The following is a 15,149-nucleotide window of genomic DNA, read 5'->3' as shown; positions in this document are numbered from 1 at the left end:
GGTAGGTTTACTGGGCTAGTTGTCGAACCACTCTCGAAACACGCGGTAACCCTCCGGGCCAAACAGTTGCCTGCACCTTGGTTTAGACCGGGTATCTTTGAGCGCTGCGGAAATAGAGCGCCACTCAGCTGGAGTGCCTTGCACGATGCGACTCTTGCCGGTAACTAGCTTTCGGAGTTTTTCCACCAGTAGCGCGGGGCATCCTATGGCATCTTCCTGGTACAAGTACTCTTCGCCTGTCATGCTGAGAATATCCCGTGGCGGCGTATCGTGCCGCAACTGCTCCAGGCGTTTCGGTGGCTCAAGTGGCGCAAGGTCTTGCTCTTGTCCGATGTACTCCTCCCACAAATACTGACTCAGATGCTTGAGTTGTCCTTCCAAGAAGGGTGATGGCGCCCCGCAACAACTGAGTACCAGCTGATGGCGCGCTCGTGTCATAGCGACGTATAGCCGCGACAAGTCACGAAATGCCTCTTCCACCGGCGCACGGGGATTCGGTACAACGCCATCCGCGCAGTTGACTATGATCATGCAGTGGAATTCGAATCCCTTGGTGTTTTCCAGGTCGGACACGATAACCTGGTGGCCCTTGAGATCCGTCTCGCCGTTGAGCAGCGGCAGGCGCTGGTTTTGGGCAAACGCTTCCAGTTCGTGCTCCGAGAAACCACAAATTGCGATGCAGATCTTTGCAGCAGAGTTCTCCTCGGCTTCAGACTTTGCGTACGTCACGGCGGCTGCAAGCTCATCACCAAGGCTCGCTGCTGACAGAAAGAGTGGGGTTGGACCACCAAAATTGGCGTATTCCGGGTCCAATATCTCGAAGTCATGTATCTGTAGCATTTCATTAAACAGGTTGTCCATCAGCATGCCGTGTGCAAGCTCCAATATTTGCCGACTATTTCGGTAGTTGAGGACCAGTTTGTGTGACCTCGAACCGGCCACGGCCAGACCCGCGTCCGACAAGCTGTGATGCTTGCTAGATACTTTTTGTGCGGCATCACCACACAAGAACACATCGTTGGAGTCCTCTGCCACCAGTCGCCTGATAAGCTGAAAATCTATGGTCCCGAAATCCTGCGACTCATCCACGAGAACACACCGATATCTTGGCTCGATCTTATCGATATGGTGATATAGCGCGTTGGCAATGCCAAGATAGTCGGTGACCCCAACGAAGGTCATCTTCCTTTCCCAGCTCTCCAATCCCCTCAAAAGATCTTGTCGGAAATTGGCATCCAGCGGGTATGTCCTGCCAGTACGCTCCATCGATAGGTAAGCGTCTCGGTTCCCTGGCGCAGTAGCGCTGCGAATCCAGTCGAATTCCTCGCGGATATAGCTCTCTGCATCGATCCCGCGTGAGATAAGGCTGTCATGGACCTTTTGCAGGGCACGCGCGTCGTAGTTGTGAAGCTCGCAACGATAGTATTCGCGCCAGATCGCATCGATGTGTTCCCTGGACTTCCAGGTAACATCGTCGTATAGGCGGGTATTATCGGGCTCGAACTGGTAGAGGAAGCGTTGACAGAGCATGAAGAACGGCAACACCTCGATACGATCACGCACCTCCTCCAAGGCAGCAGTGTTGACTAATTCCTCAATCAGCACAGCAAGGGATCGATTGAGCGTCAGCACCAGGACTTGCTGATCCGGATACCGTTCAGTGAGCGCGATGGCCCTGCGTACAACCACGGCTGTCTTGCCGGATCCTGAGACACCAGTCACCTTCGCAGGGCCGGCGTAGTCGGCATCTACAAACCGCTGCTGGGCCGGGCGCATGAACAGCATCCAGTCCTTGTAGTCCGCGTTCCGAGCGAAGTTTTCGATGAGTTTCTGGTAATGCTCGGAGCTCACATCAACATTCTGGAAGTATTCGCTGTCCTCGAGGTAGGGCAGACTTTGCTCCTGGTCGCCTAATTTGCAAAGCTCACCAGTAAACGCACGTATCCGGTTGGTGGCCCCGTCAATATTTTCCTCGCGTAACAACATCAGGGCATCAAAAACAGCGGTTTGTTGCACTAGGTCTTCGATACGATCAACGAGTTGCTGGATCTCATCATCACTGACTTCCACGGTAGCCTCGCCAATAGCCTTGGCTAACGACCAGGCCAACCCCTTCATGATGGCGTCCTGATGTCGTTGCTGCAAAAGCGATACTAGCGGCTTGTCCGTGTAGCCCGCGTCGCGCTGAAGCCGCTCTTCCGGGTTGGTATAGTCTTTAGACTCGAAAGAAGGAATAACGCGGTTGCCTTCGTCCACCCGTATCGTTAAACCACGGTTTTTGTCTAACCATTTGTCCACATCGTCGTGGGCTCCAGCGAAACACAGGAAAATTCGACCATTGTCCTGCACGGTAACTAAGCGACAGCCATTACCCCCAAGGTCATATTTAACAGCCTTGTCGATCCTGTTTTCACCATGATTCGTTACGGGAAGTTTTTTCCTGAGGCGCTCGTCTTTTAAATCGTCTTGGTAAACGATCGCTTTTTCAGCAGCCTTCTGAAAACGACCTCCACGGCGTCGAAGCGCGGTGAGGGATTTTCTGTAATTCTTGTATTCGAGTACGTTCATGGTTCTAAGAACTCGCCGCGTGAATTCATTGACGGTTAGGGAATGTATTGCCCTATCCTTCGTATAACCGCTGTTATGAGCTGCTTGGTGCTGCCGGGCCACTCAATGTGGACGTCCACCTAATGTCAGTGACTAACGTGTTCCCCCGCAGTGTAGTCTCGACTCCGCTACCCACCGTCTACCCCTGACCTTGTTACCAGAATGTTTGAGGGCGCCACGCATAAATTTCCGGCTCAGACCCGGTCGCAGCATAGGAGTGCAGGCATGCTGATGGTCGGCCTCGATGACTTCCACCATTCCCCCTTTTGAGAGTGTCTGCATACGGCAGTTTTTTATCTGGCTGATAAACAAGCCGACCGTGGGTTGCATGGCTGGCTACATCAAAGGCATCGCTTTTTCGAATTTCAGGGCATTTGCACAAAAAAACATAGTCAGTGCGCCTCATTTTAGCGCCCAACGCCGAATGCATTCCAGGCGATGCGGTAGTCCTGTTCGCGGTCGGGTTTGAAGAAGGGGGGGCGGTATTCGACGGTGCGCGCGTGGGGCCGCCGGGAGGGTGTCGTCGCTGAAGGTCTTGGTGACGGTGCCGGCCTCCAGGTCTTGGATGTCTTCCCAGCCGAGGGCAATGCCCGCTTCGCTGCGGCCGGCGGTGTGGATGGCGTAGCGGGTGCCTTCCGCGAGCTCAGCCTTTTTGGCCTTGCGCGGCAGGCCGACGCCGATCAGGCCCTTGCTGGGGGTGAAGACGATGCGGCCGGCCTGATCGTAGTAGGTTTCGGCCTCGTACTGGCGCATGACCGGGAACTGGACACGATAGATCGTGAGCAGCTCGTCCAGAGTGAGGCCAAGGGCCTGGGCGACGAGGACGTCGATCTCCACCAGAGTCTGGCGGCGGGCGTAGTCGGCGCGCAGGGCGCAGTCGCGCTGCCAGCGCGGAGTCAGGTTGGCGAAGAAGTCCTGGGGCAGTACACGGGCACCGGGGTGGTCGCTGTTGGGGGCGATGGACCAGTGTTGGCGCTGGAAGTCGGGTTGCCAGCTTGTCTCCCAGAGTTCTGCATATCCAACTGTGATCACGTTCAGCGTCAGAATTCGCGAGTAGGCAGCAATAGCGTGTTGTTTGAAGTCCAACACTGGCAAAAGAGCGGCTATGTCATTTCGGAAATGGCCCTTTCCTGTGCTTTTAACAAAGAAATCGAAAATGACGGACACATAGCCTGCAGCTAGGGTAAGCAATATTTCTTTATCCTTGGGCAGGATAGAAAAGCCGAGATCTATGTGCGCAACATGCTTCTGAATAATTGCGCTTTGCAGGGTCCGCTCTGAGGAAGAACCAATCATTGTCCGGGACGTGAGCCGATAATACTCCGTCACCCGCTTCGGACTGCTCGCCCCCTCGTCCACCCAGGGCACCCGCGGCGCGCGGGCGCGGTGGGTGTCGGGATCGCAGGCGGGGACGTAGTTGGTGCGCGGCCGGTAGTCGTCCGGCAGGGCTTGCAGGTCGAGAACGTCGTAGTGGCTGTTCTGGGTGCACTCGACGCGCGGGGTTTTGTAGAACGGACTGCCGACGAAGAAGTGCGGACCGGAAAGGACCCATTGCTCCGGGCTATCAGGGAAGCGGGTTTCCCGCTTGATGGTGCCGTCTTTCTGGGCGTTGGGCTCGTGCCACATCTCCAGCGATAGGTATTCGCCCTTTAGATCCCCCAGCCGCCGGGGCTGAGCAGCGAACTTCTCCAGTACGCTCAGCAGCTGCCGGGCGTGCAGTGCGGGCAGGCGGGCTTCCAGAGCGTCGGTGCCGGCTTCGTCGTAGAGCCGGGCGAACAGCCCCAGCTCACGGGCACCGATCTCGATGATGCGGTCGCGGTGGCCGTTAGTGTTCCAGACGGTCTTGATCGCACCGTTTGGCTGCTCCACCTCTTCCTTGATACCCGGTACCGCGTCCCCGCCGTCGTCTGAGAAGGAGGCGTCAATCGTTTGCGGTATGAAGAGATTGGCGATGTTCTGAAAACCAATGTGCGCGCGTAACGGCCCGCAGACGTTGATGCTGTATCGCGTGTGATGGTCCACCTCAGCAAAAAGCGTCAGTTCGTTTGCAAACTGAAAATGCCCCCGCAACCGCGGGTACAGCTCGCGCCGGAACACCCCGCCCTTGGAGTCGTCATACACGCCTTCCGGATGCAGAAAACCGCTCACGCCCTTCTCGCTACCATTGGCCAACGCCCGTGGCAGGAAACACTTGTAAAGGTTGGTTTACACGCCGCGCAGCTGCGGGTAGTTCACCTGCGCGTTGAGAAAATTCTGCGTGCCTTCCGATTCCTCGAACTCCTCGGTCCAGCCCGGCTTCAGCGCCGGGATGCGCTCGAAGGTCTCGTCGCGCAGCCGGGCGAGCTGCGGCGCGGTAAGCTTACGGATGACAAAACGTGGTTCGTAGTCGCCCAGCATGTCGCCGGAGCTCCACTCCACCTTGATCCAGGGTGGATTGCCCAGAATCAAATCAAAGCCGCCGCGGTCGCGGAAGATGTCGGCGAAGGCGAGCTCCCAGTGGAAGAACTTGCGCCGGCGAGCAATGCCATCGGCCATTGCCAGGCGCGGGAAGGCGGCGAACAGCCCTTTGAAATTGACCACGCCGAACTTATCCATAAAGCGCCGGCCCGCCTCCGGGTTGGTGGCGGCGTAGAGCTGGATCGGCTCGCCCACGCAGTGGGTGGCCACGGTGTCGCCGAGCAGCAGGTTCTCCAGATTCAGCAGCCATTCATCCCGCTCCGGCAGCTCGGCGGCGGCCGCGATGGGCCAGAACCACAGCGCACACCAGTAATCCATGGCGAGTTTCAAGCGGCGGTAGGCACTGGCGTTCTCCAGCTCGTTCGCCAGCTCGTTCGCCAGCAGCTCCTGGTCCATAGCGGTGTCTTTGTATTCCAGACTGGTGCGCTCGCCGCGGGCGGCGCGGCCGCGGATGGCGTAGGGGTCGGTGGTGCGCCGGCGCAATTCGGCGAGGTTGGCGGCGTGGTGGTCCCAAAGCTCCACGATGCGCGCGCTGAGCTTTTCCAACCGGGCGATATGGTCCTGACTGAAAGGCCGGGTGAATTGTCTACGCCAGCTTTCGATACTCCTGATTTGATTGGGGTAGAGTGCCCTAACATCCCTGGCCGTGTACTTGGCCATGCCGGCATCGGGCAGCAGAAAGTGCCAGATGCGGCCTTGCGGCCGCGTCTGGCCGAGCGGCAAGCGTTCCGGAGCCGTCTTAAGCCAGCTGCCATCTCTCGTGTGGCCGGGCTGAGCGCGGCGGTAGACCTCGCGGCGGGCGCCGATCAGGGAGTTGCCGTGGTGGAGCTGCAGGCCGAACCAGGGCACGAAACGGTCCGCGGACAGGGCATTGAGCCATAAAGAGACCTCCGCCAGTTCCACCGCCACGGGGTTCGAGTCCACGCCGAACACGTTTTGATCGGCCAGATACATCTTGACCTGCTGCTTCTCGCGGGCGTAGTCCTGCTGAGGGATGCGCGTGCCGCTCGCGCTTTGCACCAGCTGCAGATACTGGTCCGCGAGTTGGTTGATGGCCTCGTTCAGGAAGGCCACGCTGCCCATCGCGGGCTCGCAGACGGTGAGGGACAACACCCGCTCGGCACGGGCGGCATCGTCCGGCAGCGGGTCGAGCTGTTCTTTATAGAGCGCCTTAAGCGCGTATTTGACCAAGCTACGGGTGAGCACCTCCGGCGTGTAGCAGGAGGCGGATTTCTGTCGGTCGCGCCCGGCCAAGCGGTAGATGAAGCTGCCCTTGGGGTGCATGAGGAGCTTCTGGTGCCCGGCCTCATCCCGGAGGAAGACTTTTTCTTCTTCGGCGTAGTCTGAGAGCGCCTCGGCTTTGACGAAAAAACCGATGCCGATCGGATCCCATCGCTCGCCTTTGGGCTTGACCTCGTAGAGATCGGTTGTGGCGAAGAAGCCCCGGTAGCTCAGCAGCGCTTCATAGACGGCGCCGAGCTGGTTGATGCCGAGCTGGGCGTAGAAGATGCGCCCGCGGCGTTTGCGCGCGCCGCTCCCGCCCTCCTGCGACAGCGACATAAGTCGGATCACCTGCTGCAGCAGGTGGTTTGGGAACACCACCCGGTTGAGCCGGGGGGTACGGGTCGGGTCGAACAGATGGCTCTTGAGCGCCTGCATCTCGAAAGCATCGCGGCCGGTCTGACGGCTTTGCTCGGCGAACAGGTCCTGTTTCGGCTGATAGCCTTCGTGGACTAGATGGAACAGCCGATCGAGGCTGTCGTGAAAATAGCGCCCGCCCCGTTCCGCCTCGCTGGTCAGCGGCATCAGCTCCAGCTCGCGCAGGTGCTCCAAGGAATAGCCTTTCAGGTAGGTTTCGCTGGCCACCGGCGCATAGTGCAATTCCGGGCGAGCCTCGATGTAGAACAGGAACAGCAGCCGGTAGAGGTAGCGCAGACATTCCAAACTGAGCTCGCCGGGGTCGAGGGCCCCTTCTCCCGAGTAGAGGCTCTTTTTCTGGCGGCGGCCTCGTTGCCGAGCCGCTCGATGCACTCGCGCAAGGCGTACTTGAGATCCTCGGAAACGCTGTAGCGTGCTTGTGGGCGTTCTCGTCCAGGGTGTCGAGCAGGGCCTGGCCTTGGCTCGCAAGCAGGGATTGCCGGTGCAGCAAAGCGCTCACGGCTTTGAGGGATTCCGTCTCCCGGCGACTGCACAGCTCCATCCAATCAAAGCGCAACAGGCGGTGCTGAGCGAACTTGGCGCGATCGAGCAGCAGCCATTGGCGCAAGCCGGTGAGCAAAACCCAGCGCGGCGGGCTGGGCTGGCTGAAGACCTGCTGGCTCAGGCGCTTCTGCCAGTCGGGTGCGTCGGCTGCGCCGATGTCTTTGGGCAGCGGTTCGTCGCTCAGGGTTTTGAGCTGTTCGGGCTGGATGGCGCAGGCGAGCGGATTCTGGTCCGCCTCCTCGCCGAAGCCGGGCAGGGCTTCCAATATCCATAACAGCGGTTCGCCCTGGCCGGAGCGCAGCTCGCCGAGCAAGGGCAGCTCGAATATCTCCAACAACCGGCGCGTGACGGCGCGGCTTGCGCGCACGCGCTCGGTGCCCTGGCGCTGGCGCTCGGTGCCTTCGATGCGCTGCAGCAGCTCGCGGGCGAGGCCGGCGAGCCGGTTGGCGGGGGTGCGATAACCGGCGTAGGCGGCGCCACCCGCGCCGTTGGTCTTGGCCGCCTCCCGGGCCTTGGTTTCGCGGGCCTGCCAGGCATCCAGCACGCCGCGGATATCGCCGGCGAAGATCTCGGCAAGGTAGTGCTCGGAATAGAACTCGTTGTCGTTGATCAGGCCGATGTGGTGCATCCGGCAACTACCTCCATGTTGCAGTGCCAAGACTGTGAGCATCTTGCCGGACCGCGGGCATCTTGCCCGCATTCCCCTGCATAGCACGGCCTGCCGGCCGTGTGGCGGGCAGGATGCCTGCGGTCCTTGTTGGCCCTCGCAAAGCAATCATTCATCGTGATACAAACCAGAGCGACAACAGCTCTCGCCGCACCAGCCGCACACGATGAAATCCAAAACACCCAACCCGTCCGAACCCAAAGGCTGGCATTCACGCGGCTACCTGCCTCACCTCGATGCCACGCAACTGACCCAGTTCGTGACTTTCAGGCTCGCTGACGCGGTCCCCAAGGTGCTGATAGAGTGCTGGAAACAGGAACTCGAAACAGATACCCAGCACACAATCCAGTCAGAACGCGCGGCTGCACTTCAGGAAAGCGTCGAGCAATACGCCGATGCCGGTCATGGCGCTTGCCACTTGCAAGTCCCAGCCATTGCCCAGATCGTTCAGAAGGCATTGCTGCATTTTGACGGCGCGCGGTACCGGCTCCTGGCCTGGTGTGTCATGCCGAACCATGTCCATGTGTTGCTGGAGCTAGCAGAAAAGGGGCATTCCTTGCCCGCCATCGTGCATTCGTGGAAGTCCTACACCGCCCGGCAGATCAACAAAAAGCTGGACCGTACCGGCAGACTGTGGATGCCTGACTACTTTGATCGCTATATCCGTGATCAAGCGCATCTGGATGCCTGTATCCATTACATACGCCAGAACCCCGTCAAGGCCGGCTTGATCGCTACGGCTGAGGACTGGCCCTGGTCTGGATGATCAGCACGGTCCGCAGGCGTCTCGCTGGACCGCGGCCATCTTGCCCGCATCGACAATCCACACGGCCTGCCGGCCGTGTGGCGGGCAGGATGCCCGCGGTCCTCGGAAAGGCGGGCCAGATACAGGAATCGAGGCATTAACCCTGTTCCTTTGCCGTTTGACCGGTAAATACCGCGACGGCCTGTAAGTAAGGGTCGTCTTCAGTAGTCTGGGTGTTGTCGAGCCAATCCCGGTAGTCGCGGAACACGCGGTCGATGTGGTGCTGGCGCTGGGCCTCGAGGGCATCCTTGCGTTCGACCTCGAAGCGCTCCTTGAGCGCCCGCAGGCGAAGGCAGGCGACGTCGACCGCCGGCGGCAGCAGCAGTGCACGCAGCGCCGCGGTGTCGCCGGCTTGGCCGCGGTTGGCGAGCTTGCCGGGGCGGAGATCAAGGCGGCTCGCCACATCGACCCAGTCGAGCTGCTCCACCACCTGAGTGCCTTGCAGGCGCACGCCGACCCAGTCCTGTATCAGCACATGGCCGCGGCGGTTCGGGAAGCCGCCGTGCATGAGAATAATGTGCTCATCGGCCGCCAATTTGTCCGGCAGACGGATGACCGGTGCGGTGTGCCGGCCGAAGGCGTTCAGCACGCGGTCGGAGAGCCATTCCATGACCGGGTGCAGCGGCCAGATGTAGTGCAGCGTGGGCCAGGCGGTGCCCTCTTCCTGCCGGACGCGGCGGATCTCGGCGCTGATTCGGGCCTTGTCCGGCGTGAGGACGAAGTGGCCGTGTTGAGTTTAAGATCGTCGGGCAGACGCTTGGCCAGAAAGTCCAGCGTCACCAGGCTTTCGGTGAAAAGGACCAGGCGGTCATTCGGATCCATGGGGGCCCAACCCAACCCGTCGCAGAGCTGTCGGCGCAGGAGTTGGTACTTGCTGAACTGCTCCGGGGTAATGGCCTGCAGCTCGACTTCCAGGCCCTGCAAAGTATCCAAGTCTTCGACCAAGGTGGTCTGACGCTCGCCGTCACGCTCCTTCTCCAGGCGCTTTCGCAGGCGGGCCATGCGGTTGCGCACAGTGGACAGGCAAGCCGCCGGGCTGGGGAACAGGGCTTTCTCCAGGGTTGTGCGGAAGAGCTGACCGACGCCTTGCCCACGCCCATCCAGGTTATGGAACGAGACGTCCATCAGCCGGGCGTAGGCTTCTTCTTCCGCTGCGGTAGCCTGGGTCTTCACCACCTCGATTTGCCGCTCCGGGAAATTGCCCTGGAGCTGATCCCGGACATCCTTTTTGAAACGGCGGATAACCAGGCTCTTATCGCGATAATCGTGCTGGGTGTAATCAGCGGGGTTGGCGATGGCGGTCGGGTCCAGCATGTTCACTAGGCTGGCAAAGCTCTCCGCCTTGCCGTCATGGGGTGTAGCGGAGAGCATGATGAGCGTATCCGAGCGGGTCGCCAGGAGCTTCGCCTGCCGGCGCGCTGGGAGTGGCGGCCCCGTTCGGCGACGTTGTGCGCCTCGTCGATGATGATGTCCCAGTAAGCCTGCTCCAAATGGTGGCGATACTCGATGTCCTGTTTGAGGGTATCGATAGAGATAATGGCGCGATCGAAATAGTGGAACGGATTGTGGTTCGCCGGGATGCGGCTGCGCACCCGTTGCAGGCCCACCGAGTCCAGCCGCACCAGGGGAATGGTGAAGCGGTTCCAGAACTCCTGCTGGAACTGCGCTAGCATGGACTTGACCGCCAGCACCAGGATGCGCTTGCCGCGACCGCGGGCGATCAGCTCGCTGGCGAGAATGCCGGCTTCGAGGGTCTTACCGAGGCCAACCGCGTCGGCGATCAGGAGCCGCTGGTGCGGCTGTGCCAGGGCCTGCAGCGTCGGGTCGAGCTGATAGGGTAACTCGTCGATAGCCGCCCGGTGACCGAGATGAATGCACTCATCCGAAGGGGCGGTCTTACGCAGCAGGGAATCGATGTACAGGAGGCTGGCACCAAAGTTGCTGGAAGTATCGTCCACCAGCCCGGTGCCCTTCGGGTCCAGGATGCGGACATCGTCCAGCTTGTTTAAGAAGAGCCCTTCTCTACCCTGGACCAGCTCGGAGAGCCCTCCGCAGGCGAGCACATAGCCCCCGTCCGAGCTATAGTCCACGCGCCTGATGCGCCACTCGGCGTCACGAATCGGTGGCGGCTATCACAAGCGAGCCTGATATACCTCTGTGAGTACGACCATCTGTTCTACCTGCCCGATCGCCAACCGCCTACCGCCCGGCAGATACGATTTTTGCGGGCCATTCGCTGAAAAATGCTGCGGTTAAGTGGGGTTGGCAGGCAGGAAGCTGATAATCAACGAGGACTACCGCTAGGCTCGCTCTGTGCGCCTTTTGCTGCGTTCGTCATGGGAATGCGAGTAGAAGGCCAGGTGATGCCTTTCGACACTGCACCGGCTGAGCGGGTTTTGGAGGCCTAGCTCTACCGCATCGCCTCACGGAGCACTGAGTGCATTGTAAGCTTCAGAAGCCGGAGTGGTTGGCAACAGGCCCTAACCCGGGTAGAAACGACGCGGCTCCCGGGCCATGGCGCTCACCAGCGGGGCTGGTGCGTAGCGGCGGCCCACGCTGGATTCGAAACCCGCGAGTGCGCTCGCCACGGCATCGAGGCCGCGGCTGTCCATATACCGAAAAGGCCCGCCCAGAAACGGTGGAAAGCCGATGCCGAATACCGCCCCGACATCGCCGTCACGCGCCTCCCGAATGATCCCCTCATCCAGACAACGGGCCGCCTCGTTGAGTAGGAGGATGAGCGTGCGCTCGACGATCGCCGTATCAGCCATCTCCTGCCGGGTGCTCACCGCCAATAGGCCATAGACGCTCTCATCGACTTCTTTGCCGCTGCGCTTGCCGCCGTAGCGGTAAAATCCACGGCCGTTTTTCTTGCCGAGCCGGTCCGCCTCGAGCATTCGCTCGACCGCACTCACCGGCCGCATGCGCTCGCCGAAAGCCTCATGCAGGACGGGAGCCACCTTAGCAATAATGTCGATCCCCACCTCATCCAGCAGCTTGAACGGACCCACTGGAAAGCCGAAGCGCACCAGCGCCTGATCGATGCGATCGATGGCCACCCCCTCCTCCAGCAGATGCACGGCCTCGTTGAGATAGGGAGCCAGGATGCGGTTGACGTAGAAGCCGACCCCATCGCGCACCACGATCGGTGTCTTGCCTTGCGCCCGGCCGAAAGCCATCGCCGTGGCGATCACCTCCGGCGCGGTACGCTCGTGGGCGATGACCTCCAACAACGGCATGCGATCCACCGGCGAGAAATAATGCAGGCCGATGACGTTCTGCGGCCGCTCGGCGGCCTGCGCAATCCGAGCGAGCGGCAGCGACGAGGTGTTGCTGGCGAAAATGACATCCGCGTTGCAGTTCGCCTCCACCTCGCGAATCATCCGATGTTTGAGTTCGAGATCTTCGAACACCGCCTCGATGACCAGATCCAGGCTGCGGCAGCCACTGAAATCCAGGGTCGGGGTAACCCGGCAGCGCGCCCGCTCCGCCTCGAAGCGGCTGATGGCATGCCGACTTAGGCGCTGATCGATGCGCTCATCGATGTACTTCAATCCGCTGGCAAGGCCCTTGGGCTCGACATCCTTGAGACGCACGGGTACTTTGGCCCGCGCGGCGGTCACGAAGCTGATCCCCGCGCCCATCAGCCCGGCGCCCAGCACCCCTACCCGCCGCACCGCCCTAGGCTCCACATCCGGGTCGGCCACGCCGGTGTCTTTTTTCATGGCGCTGGTGGCGAAGTACAAATTGATGAGCTGACGCGCCTGGGGGGTCATCGCCAGCTCGCCGAACGCTTGCGCCTCGGCCTTGAGCCCCGGCTCAATTCCTTCGCTCAGACCGCGCTCCACGCACTCGATGAGACGTGTTGGTGCCGGATAGTTGCCTTGGGTACGCGCCGCTACTTGTTTGCGCGCCTGCTTGAAGACCATGGCGCGGCCCAGCGGATTGCCTCGTAGCGCCCAAGCCGTCAGCGCTTGGAGCCAACCGCCACCGCGTCGAACCCGGCCGCGTTGGCAAACCTCGACCCACTGCAGCGCCGTATCCAGGAGGATCGATGTCGGCACCCGGTCGTCGACCAACCCGAGTCGTTGTGCCTGCGTCGCGCGCAAACGCTTGCCCGTCAGCATCAGATCGAGCGCCGCCGGCAGGCCGATCAACCGCGGCAACCGCTGGGTGCCGCCACCGCCGGGCAGCAGGCCGAGCTGAACTTCGGGCAGACCCAAACGAGTCTGCTCGCTGCCCGTGCACACCCGGGCATGACAGGCCAGCGCCAATTCCAGGCCGCCACCGAAGCACACTCCGTCGATGGCGGCCACCACAGGCACCCGAAAAGCCGCGATGCGATCAAAGATTGCTTGCCCCTCAGCGGAGAGGGCACTGGCCTCTGCGGCGCTTTTGAAAGCCTCAAATAGATGGATATCGACGCCGGCGACGAACGAGCCGGCCTTGCCGCTGATAAAGATAATTCCTTTGACCGACTCATCGCGCTCCAGGCGATCGAGCAGCTGGCTGGCCTGGTTCATCTCCGCACGCCCGAGCGTATTCTGACTCTGTCCCGGACAATCGATCCGGATGCAGGCGATGCCATCCTCGCGCCGCTCGAGGCACAACGCCGGCCGCGGCGTATCCGAACCTCGCACCGATGCCTCATGCGTTGCCATCATGCCACCTCCAGAACCATGGCAGCACCGAGGCCGCCGGCCGCGCAAGCCGTCACCAAGGCGGTACCCCCGCCGCGCCGGCGCAGCTCGCGCAGCGTTTGCACGATCATGCGCCCGCCGGTAGCGGCGAACGGATGACCGTAGGCGATGGATCCACCGAGCACGTTAAGCCGCTCCCAATCCACCTCGCCGATCGGCTCATCCCGGCCCAGTTGCTCGCGGGCGAAGTTCGGATCCGGCCAATACTTGAGATTAGCAAGCGTCTGGGAGGCGAAGGCTTCATGGATATCGATCAGAGTCAGCTCCTCGAGCCGCAGACCGGCCCGCTCGAGCGCGATCGGCGTCACGTAACTTGGCCCCATGAGCGCATCATGGAAAGGGTTCACCGCCGCGAATGCCCAGGAGCGGATCCAGCCCAAGGGCTCGTAGCCAAGTGCGCGGGCGCGGCTGTCCTTCATCAGCACCAGAGCGCTCGCGCCATCGGTCAAGGGCGTGGAGTTGCCGGCCGTGACCGTGCCGTGCCGGCGATCAAACGCCGGTTTGAGCTTGGCCAACGCTTCCAGCGACGTATCGCCGCGAATGTTGTTATCGCGGTGGATAGGCTGGCGGTCCTCACCCACGAAGGCATGCATCACCTCGCCGTCCAGCTTGCCCGCCTCCCAGGCTTGATGAGCTAAACGGTGCGAGCGCAGTGCGAACTCATCTTGCCGCGCGCGGCTGATGCCATGACTCTTCGCCATTTGCTCGCCAATCTCTCCCATGCTCAGCTCAGTGGTGTAATCCCGCACGGCCGGATAGCGCGGCATAAAATCCTTGGGACGCAACGCGCGAAACGCCGCCAATCGCTTGGGCAGCGTCTTCGCCTTCGAGGCTCTCAGCAGGGCACCGGCGAGCCGCGTCGAGAGCCGAATCGGCAGAACCGAGGTCGTATCCGCACCACCGGCCAACCCCACCTCGATGTCACCGAGGCGTATGGCCTGCGCAATATCCGCCGTAGCCTGAAAGCTGGTGGCACAGGCGCGCGTCACGCTGTAGGCATCGGTCATCGGGTCCAATCCCGCCCGCAGCACCACCTCCCGGGCGATGTTGGGCGCTTCGGGTAAGGCCAGAACCTGACCGAAGACCACCCGCTCGATCAGCTTGGGGTCGAATTCCATACGGGCCAGCAGCTCGTTAGTGACCAGCGTACCAAGCTGGACGGGATTGAGATCGCGGTAGGCCGTAAGCTGTCGGGCAAACGGCGTACGCAGCCCCGCAACCACGGCGACCCGCTCGGCCGCCCCGGAGCGCATTGGGTGGCGGTGCGCGTCACGCATTTCTGCACCAGTGGCCGATTCGTCCATATCGGGATGTTGCCCAGCCGTCATACCGCCATCTCCATGCAATCGTCACCCCAACCCTCGCCCCGGAACCAGTCCCACTTTCGACACTATAACCGCCTAGCCCTGCATCGCGAATGCATCGGTGCCATCACCCTTGATCCGGCACAGAACCGGGGAATTGGCGGGCGCGCTCCAGGACCAAGATTACCGGCGCCCAATTTCACTTCGAATTCCGCTTATACTCTGGGGCTGCGGATTCCAGCGAAAAAAACCTCATAAACCTCGGAAATGTCATTGAACAGTTGCTGCAATAAGGCATGGCCAGCCAGGCTCGCTCCAAGCTGGGGCGTGCGCGCGGCCCACGGCCGATATGCAAGCGGAGCGCGGCCATCTGCGACAACCCGCTTAAGCCCCAAATCTGGGCGCGG

At 61.2% G+C, this 15,149-nt stretch carries 10 protein-coding genes; 2 read left to right on the top strand and 8 right to left on the bottom strand.

Annotated elements, in window-relative coordinates:
* Nucleotides 1-15 precede the first annotated feature (15 nt).
* From NB231_RS13460 to NB231_RS19780, 3 genes are all read right to left on the bottom strand, one after another.
* A complete protein-coding gene (locus NB231_RS13460; protein ID WP_005003830.1) occupies nucleotides 16-2,568 on the bottom strand; it encodes a UvrD-helicase domain-containing protein in 2,553 nt (850 codons plus the stop codon).
* A gap of 441 nt (nucleotides 2,569-3,009) precedes the next feature.
* The gene (locus NB231_RS19785; protein WP_232210475.1) at nucleotides 3,010-4,755 is read right to left on the bottom strand and encodes a hypothetical protein; all 1,746 of its coding nucleotides are present in this window, start codon (nucleotides 4,753-4,755) and stop codon (nucleotides 3,010-3,012) included.
* A 57-nt stretch (nucleotides 4,756-4,812) separates the two neighbouring features.
* Nucleotides 4,813-7,095 (bottom strand): Eco57I restriction-modification methylase domain-containing protein, encoded by a 2,283-nt coding sequence (locus NB231_RS19780; RefSeq protein WP_005003826.1) that lies wholly within the window; start codon nucleotides 7,093-7,095, stop codon nucleotides 4,813-4,815.
* Between the two features lie 46 nt (nucleotides 7,096-7,141).
* Here NB231_RS19780 and NB231_RS19775 point away from each other — a divergent pair, with 46 nt between their 5' ends.
* A complete protein-coding gene (locus tag NB231_RS19775) occupies nucleotides 7,142-7,540 on the top strand; it encodes a hypothetical protein (protein WP_005003824.1) in 399 nt (132 codons plus the stop codon).
* Nucleotides 7,541-8,099: 559 nt separating this feature from the next.
* Nucleotides 8,100-8,699: an REP-associated tyrosine transposase gene (locus NB231_RS13450; protein WP_005003823.1), complete on the top strand. Its 600-nt coding sequence runs from the start codon at nucleotides 8,100-8,102 to the stop codon at nucleotides 8,697-8,699.
* Nucleotides 8,700-8,835: 136 nt separating this feature from the next.
* On the opposite strand, the gene NB231_RS19770 is transcribed toward NB231_RS13450, so the two are convergent.
* The 5 genes from NB231_RS19770 to fadI all read right to left on the bottom strand — a co-directional run bounded on the left by NB231_RS19770 (nucleotide 8,836) and on the right by fadI (nucleotide 14,715).
* On the bottom strand, nucleotides 8,836-9,348 hold the full coding sequence (locus NB231_RS19770) for a hypothetical protein (protein WP_005003821.1): 513 nt from the start codon (nucleotides 9,346-9,348) through the stop codon (nucleotides 8,836-8,838).
* Nucleotides 9,321-10,109: a DEAD/DEAH box helicase family protein gene (locus NB231_RS19765; RefSeq protein ID WP_232210474.1), complete on the bottom strand. Its 789-nt coding sequence runs from the start codon at nucleotides 10,107-10,109 to the stop codon at nucleotides 9,321-9,323. Before NB231_RS19765 ends, NB231_RS19770 begins: the two co-directional genes overlap by 28 nt.
* Nucleotides 10,058-10,828 carry a DEAD/DEAH box helicase family protein gene (locus NB231_RS19760; protein ID WP_005003814.1) on the bottom strand — a complete coding sequence of 257 codons (771 nt, stop codon included), beginning with the start codon at nucleotides 10,826-10,828 and terminating at the stop codon, nucleotides 10,058-10,060. Before NB231_RS19760 ends, NB231_RS19765 begins: the two co-directional genes overlap by 52 nt.
* Before the next feature lie 390 nt (nucleotides 10,829-11,218).
* Nucleotides 11,219-13,402, bottom strand: coding sequence for a fatty acid oxidation complex subunit alpha FadJ (fadJ, locus tag NB231_RS13440; protein WP_232210473.1), 2,184 nt, complete (start codon nucleotides 13,400-13,402; stop codon nucleotides 11,219-11,221).
* Nucleotides 13,399-14,715, bottom strand: coding sequence for an acetyl-CoA C-acyltransferase FadI (gene fadI / locus NB231_RS13435; RefSeq protein WP_040664102.1), 1,317 nt, complete (start codon nucleotides 14,713-14,715; stop codon nucleotides 13,399-13,401). Before fadI ends, fadJ begins: the two co-directional genes overlap by 4 nt.
* Nucleotides 14,716-15,149: the final 434 nt, after the last annotated feature.

This window comes from Nitrococcus mobilis Nb-231, assembly GCF_000153205.1.
In the GTDB taxonomy this organism is placed as follows: Bacteria; Pseudomonadota; Gammaproteobacteria; order Nitrococcales; family Nitrococcaceae; genus Nitrococcus; species Nitrococcus mobilis.
Note: the sequence above shows the minus strand (reverse complement) of the source record. Positions and strands in the feature narration are given on the sequence as shown.

Coding starts and splice junctions, on each gene's coding strand:
- NB231_RS13460 (WP_005003830.1), bottom strand. CDS start 2,568: ATGAACGTACTCGAATACAAGAATTACAGAAAATCCCTCACCGCGCTT.
- NB231_RS13450 (WP_005003823.1), top strand. CDS start 8,100: ATGAAATCCAAAACACCCAACCCGTCCGAACCCAAAGGCTGGCATTCA.
- NB231_RS19770 (WP_005003821.1), bottom strand. CDS start 9,348: ATGGAATGGCTCTCCGACCGCGTGCTGAACGCCTTCGGCCGGCACACC.
- NB231_RS19765 (WP_232210474.1), bottom strand. CDS start 10,109: ATGCTCTCCGCTACACCCCATGACGGCAAGGCGGAGAGCTTTGCCAGC.
- fadJ (WP_232210473.1), bottom strand. CDS start 13,402: ATGATGGCAACGCATGAGGCATCGGTGCGAGGTTCGGATACGCCGCGG.
- fadI (WP_040664102.1), bottom strand. CDS start 14,715: ATGCGTGACGCGCACCGCCACCCAATGCGCTCCGGGGCGGCCGAGCGG.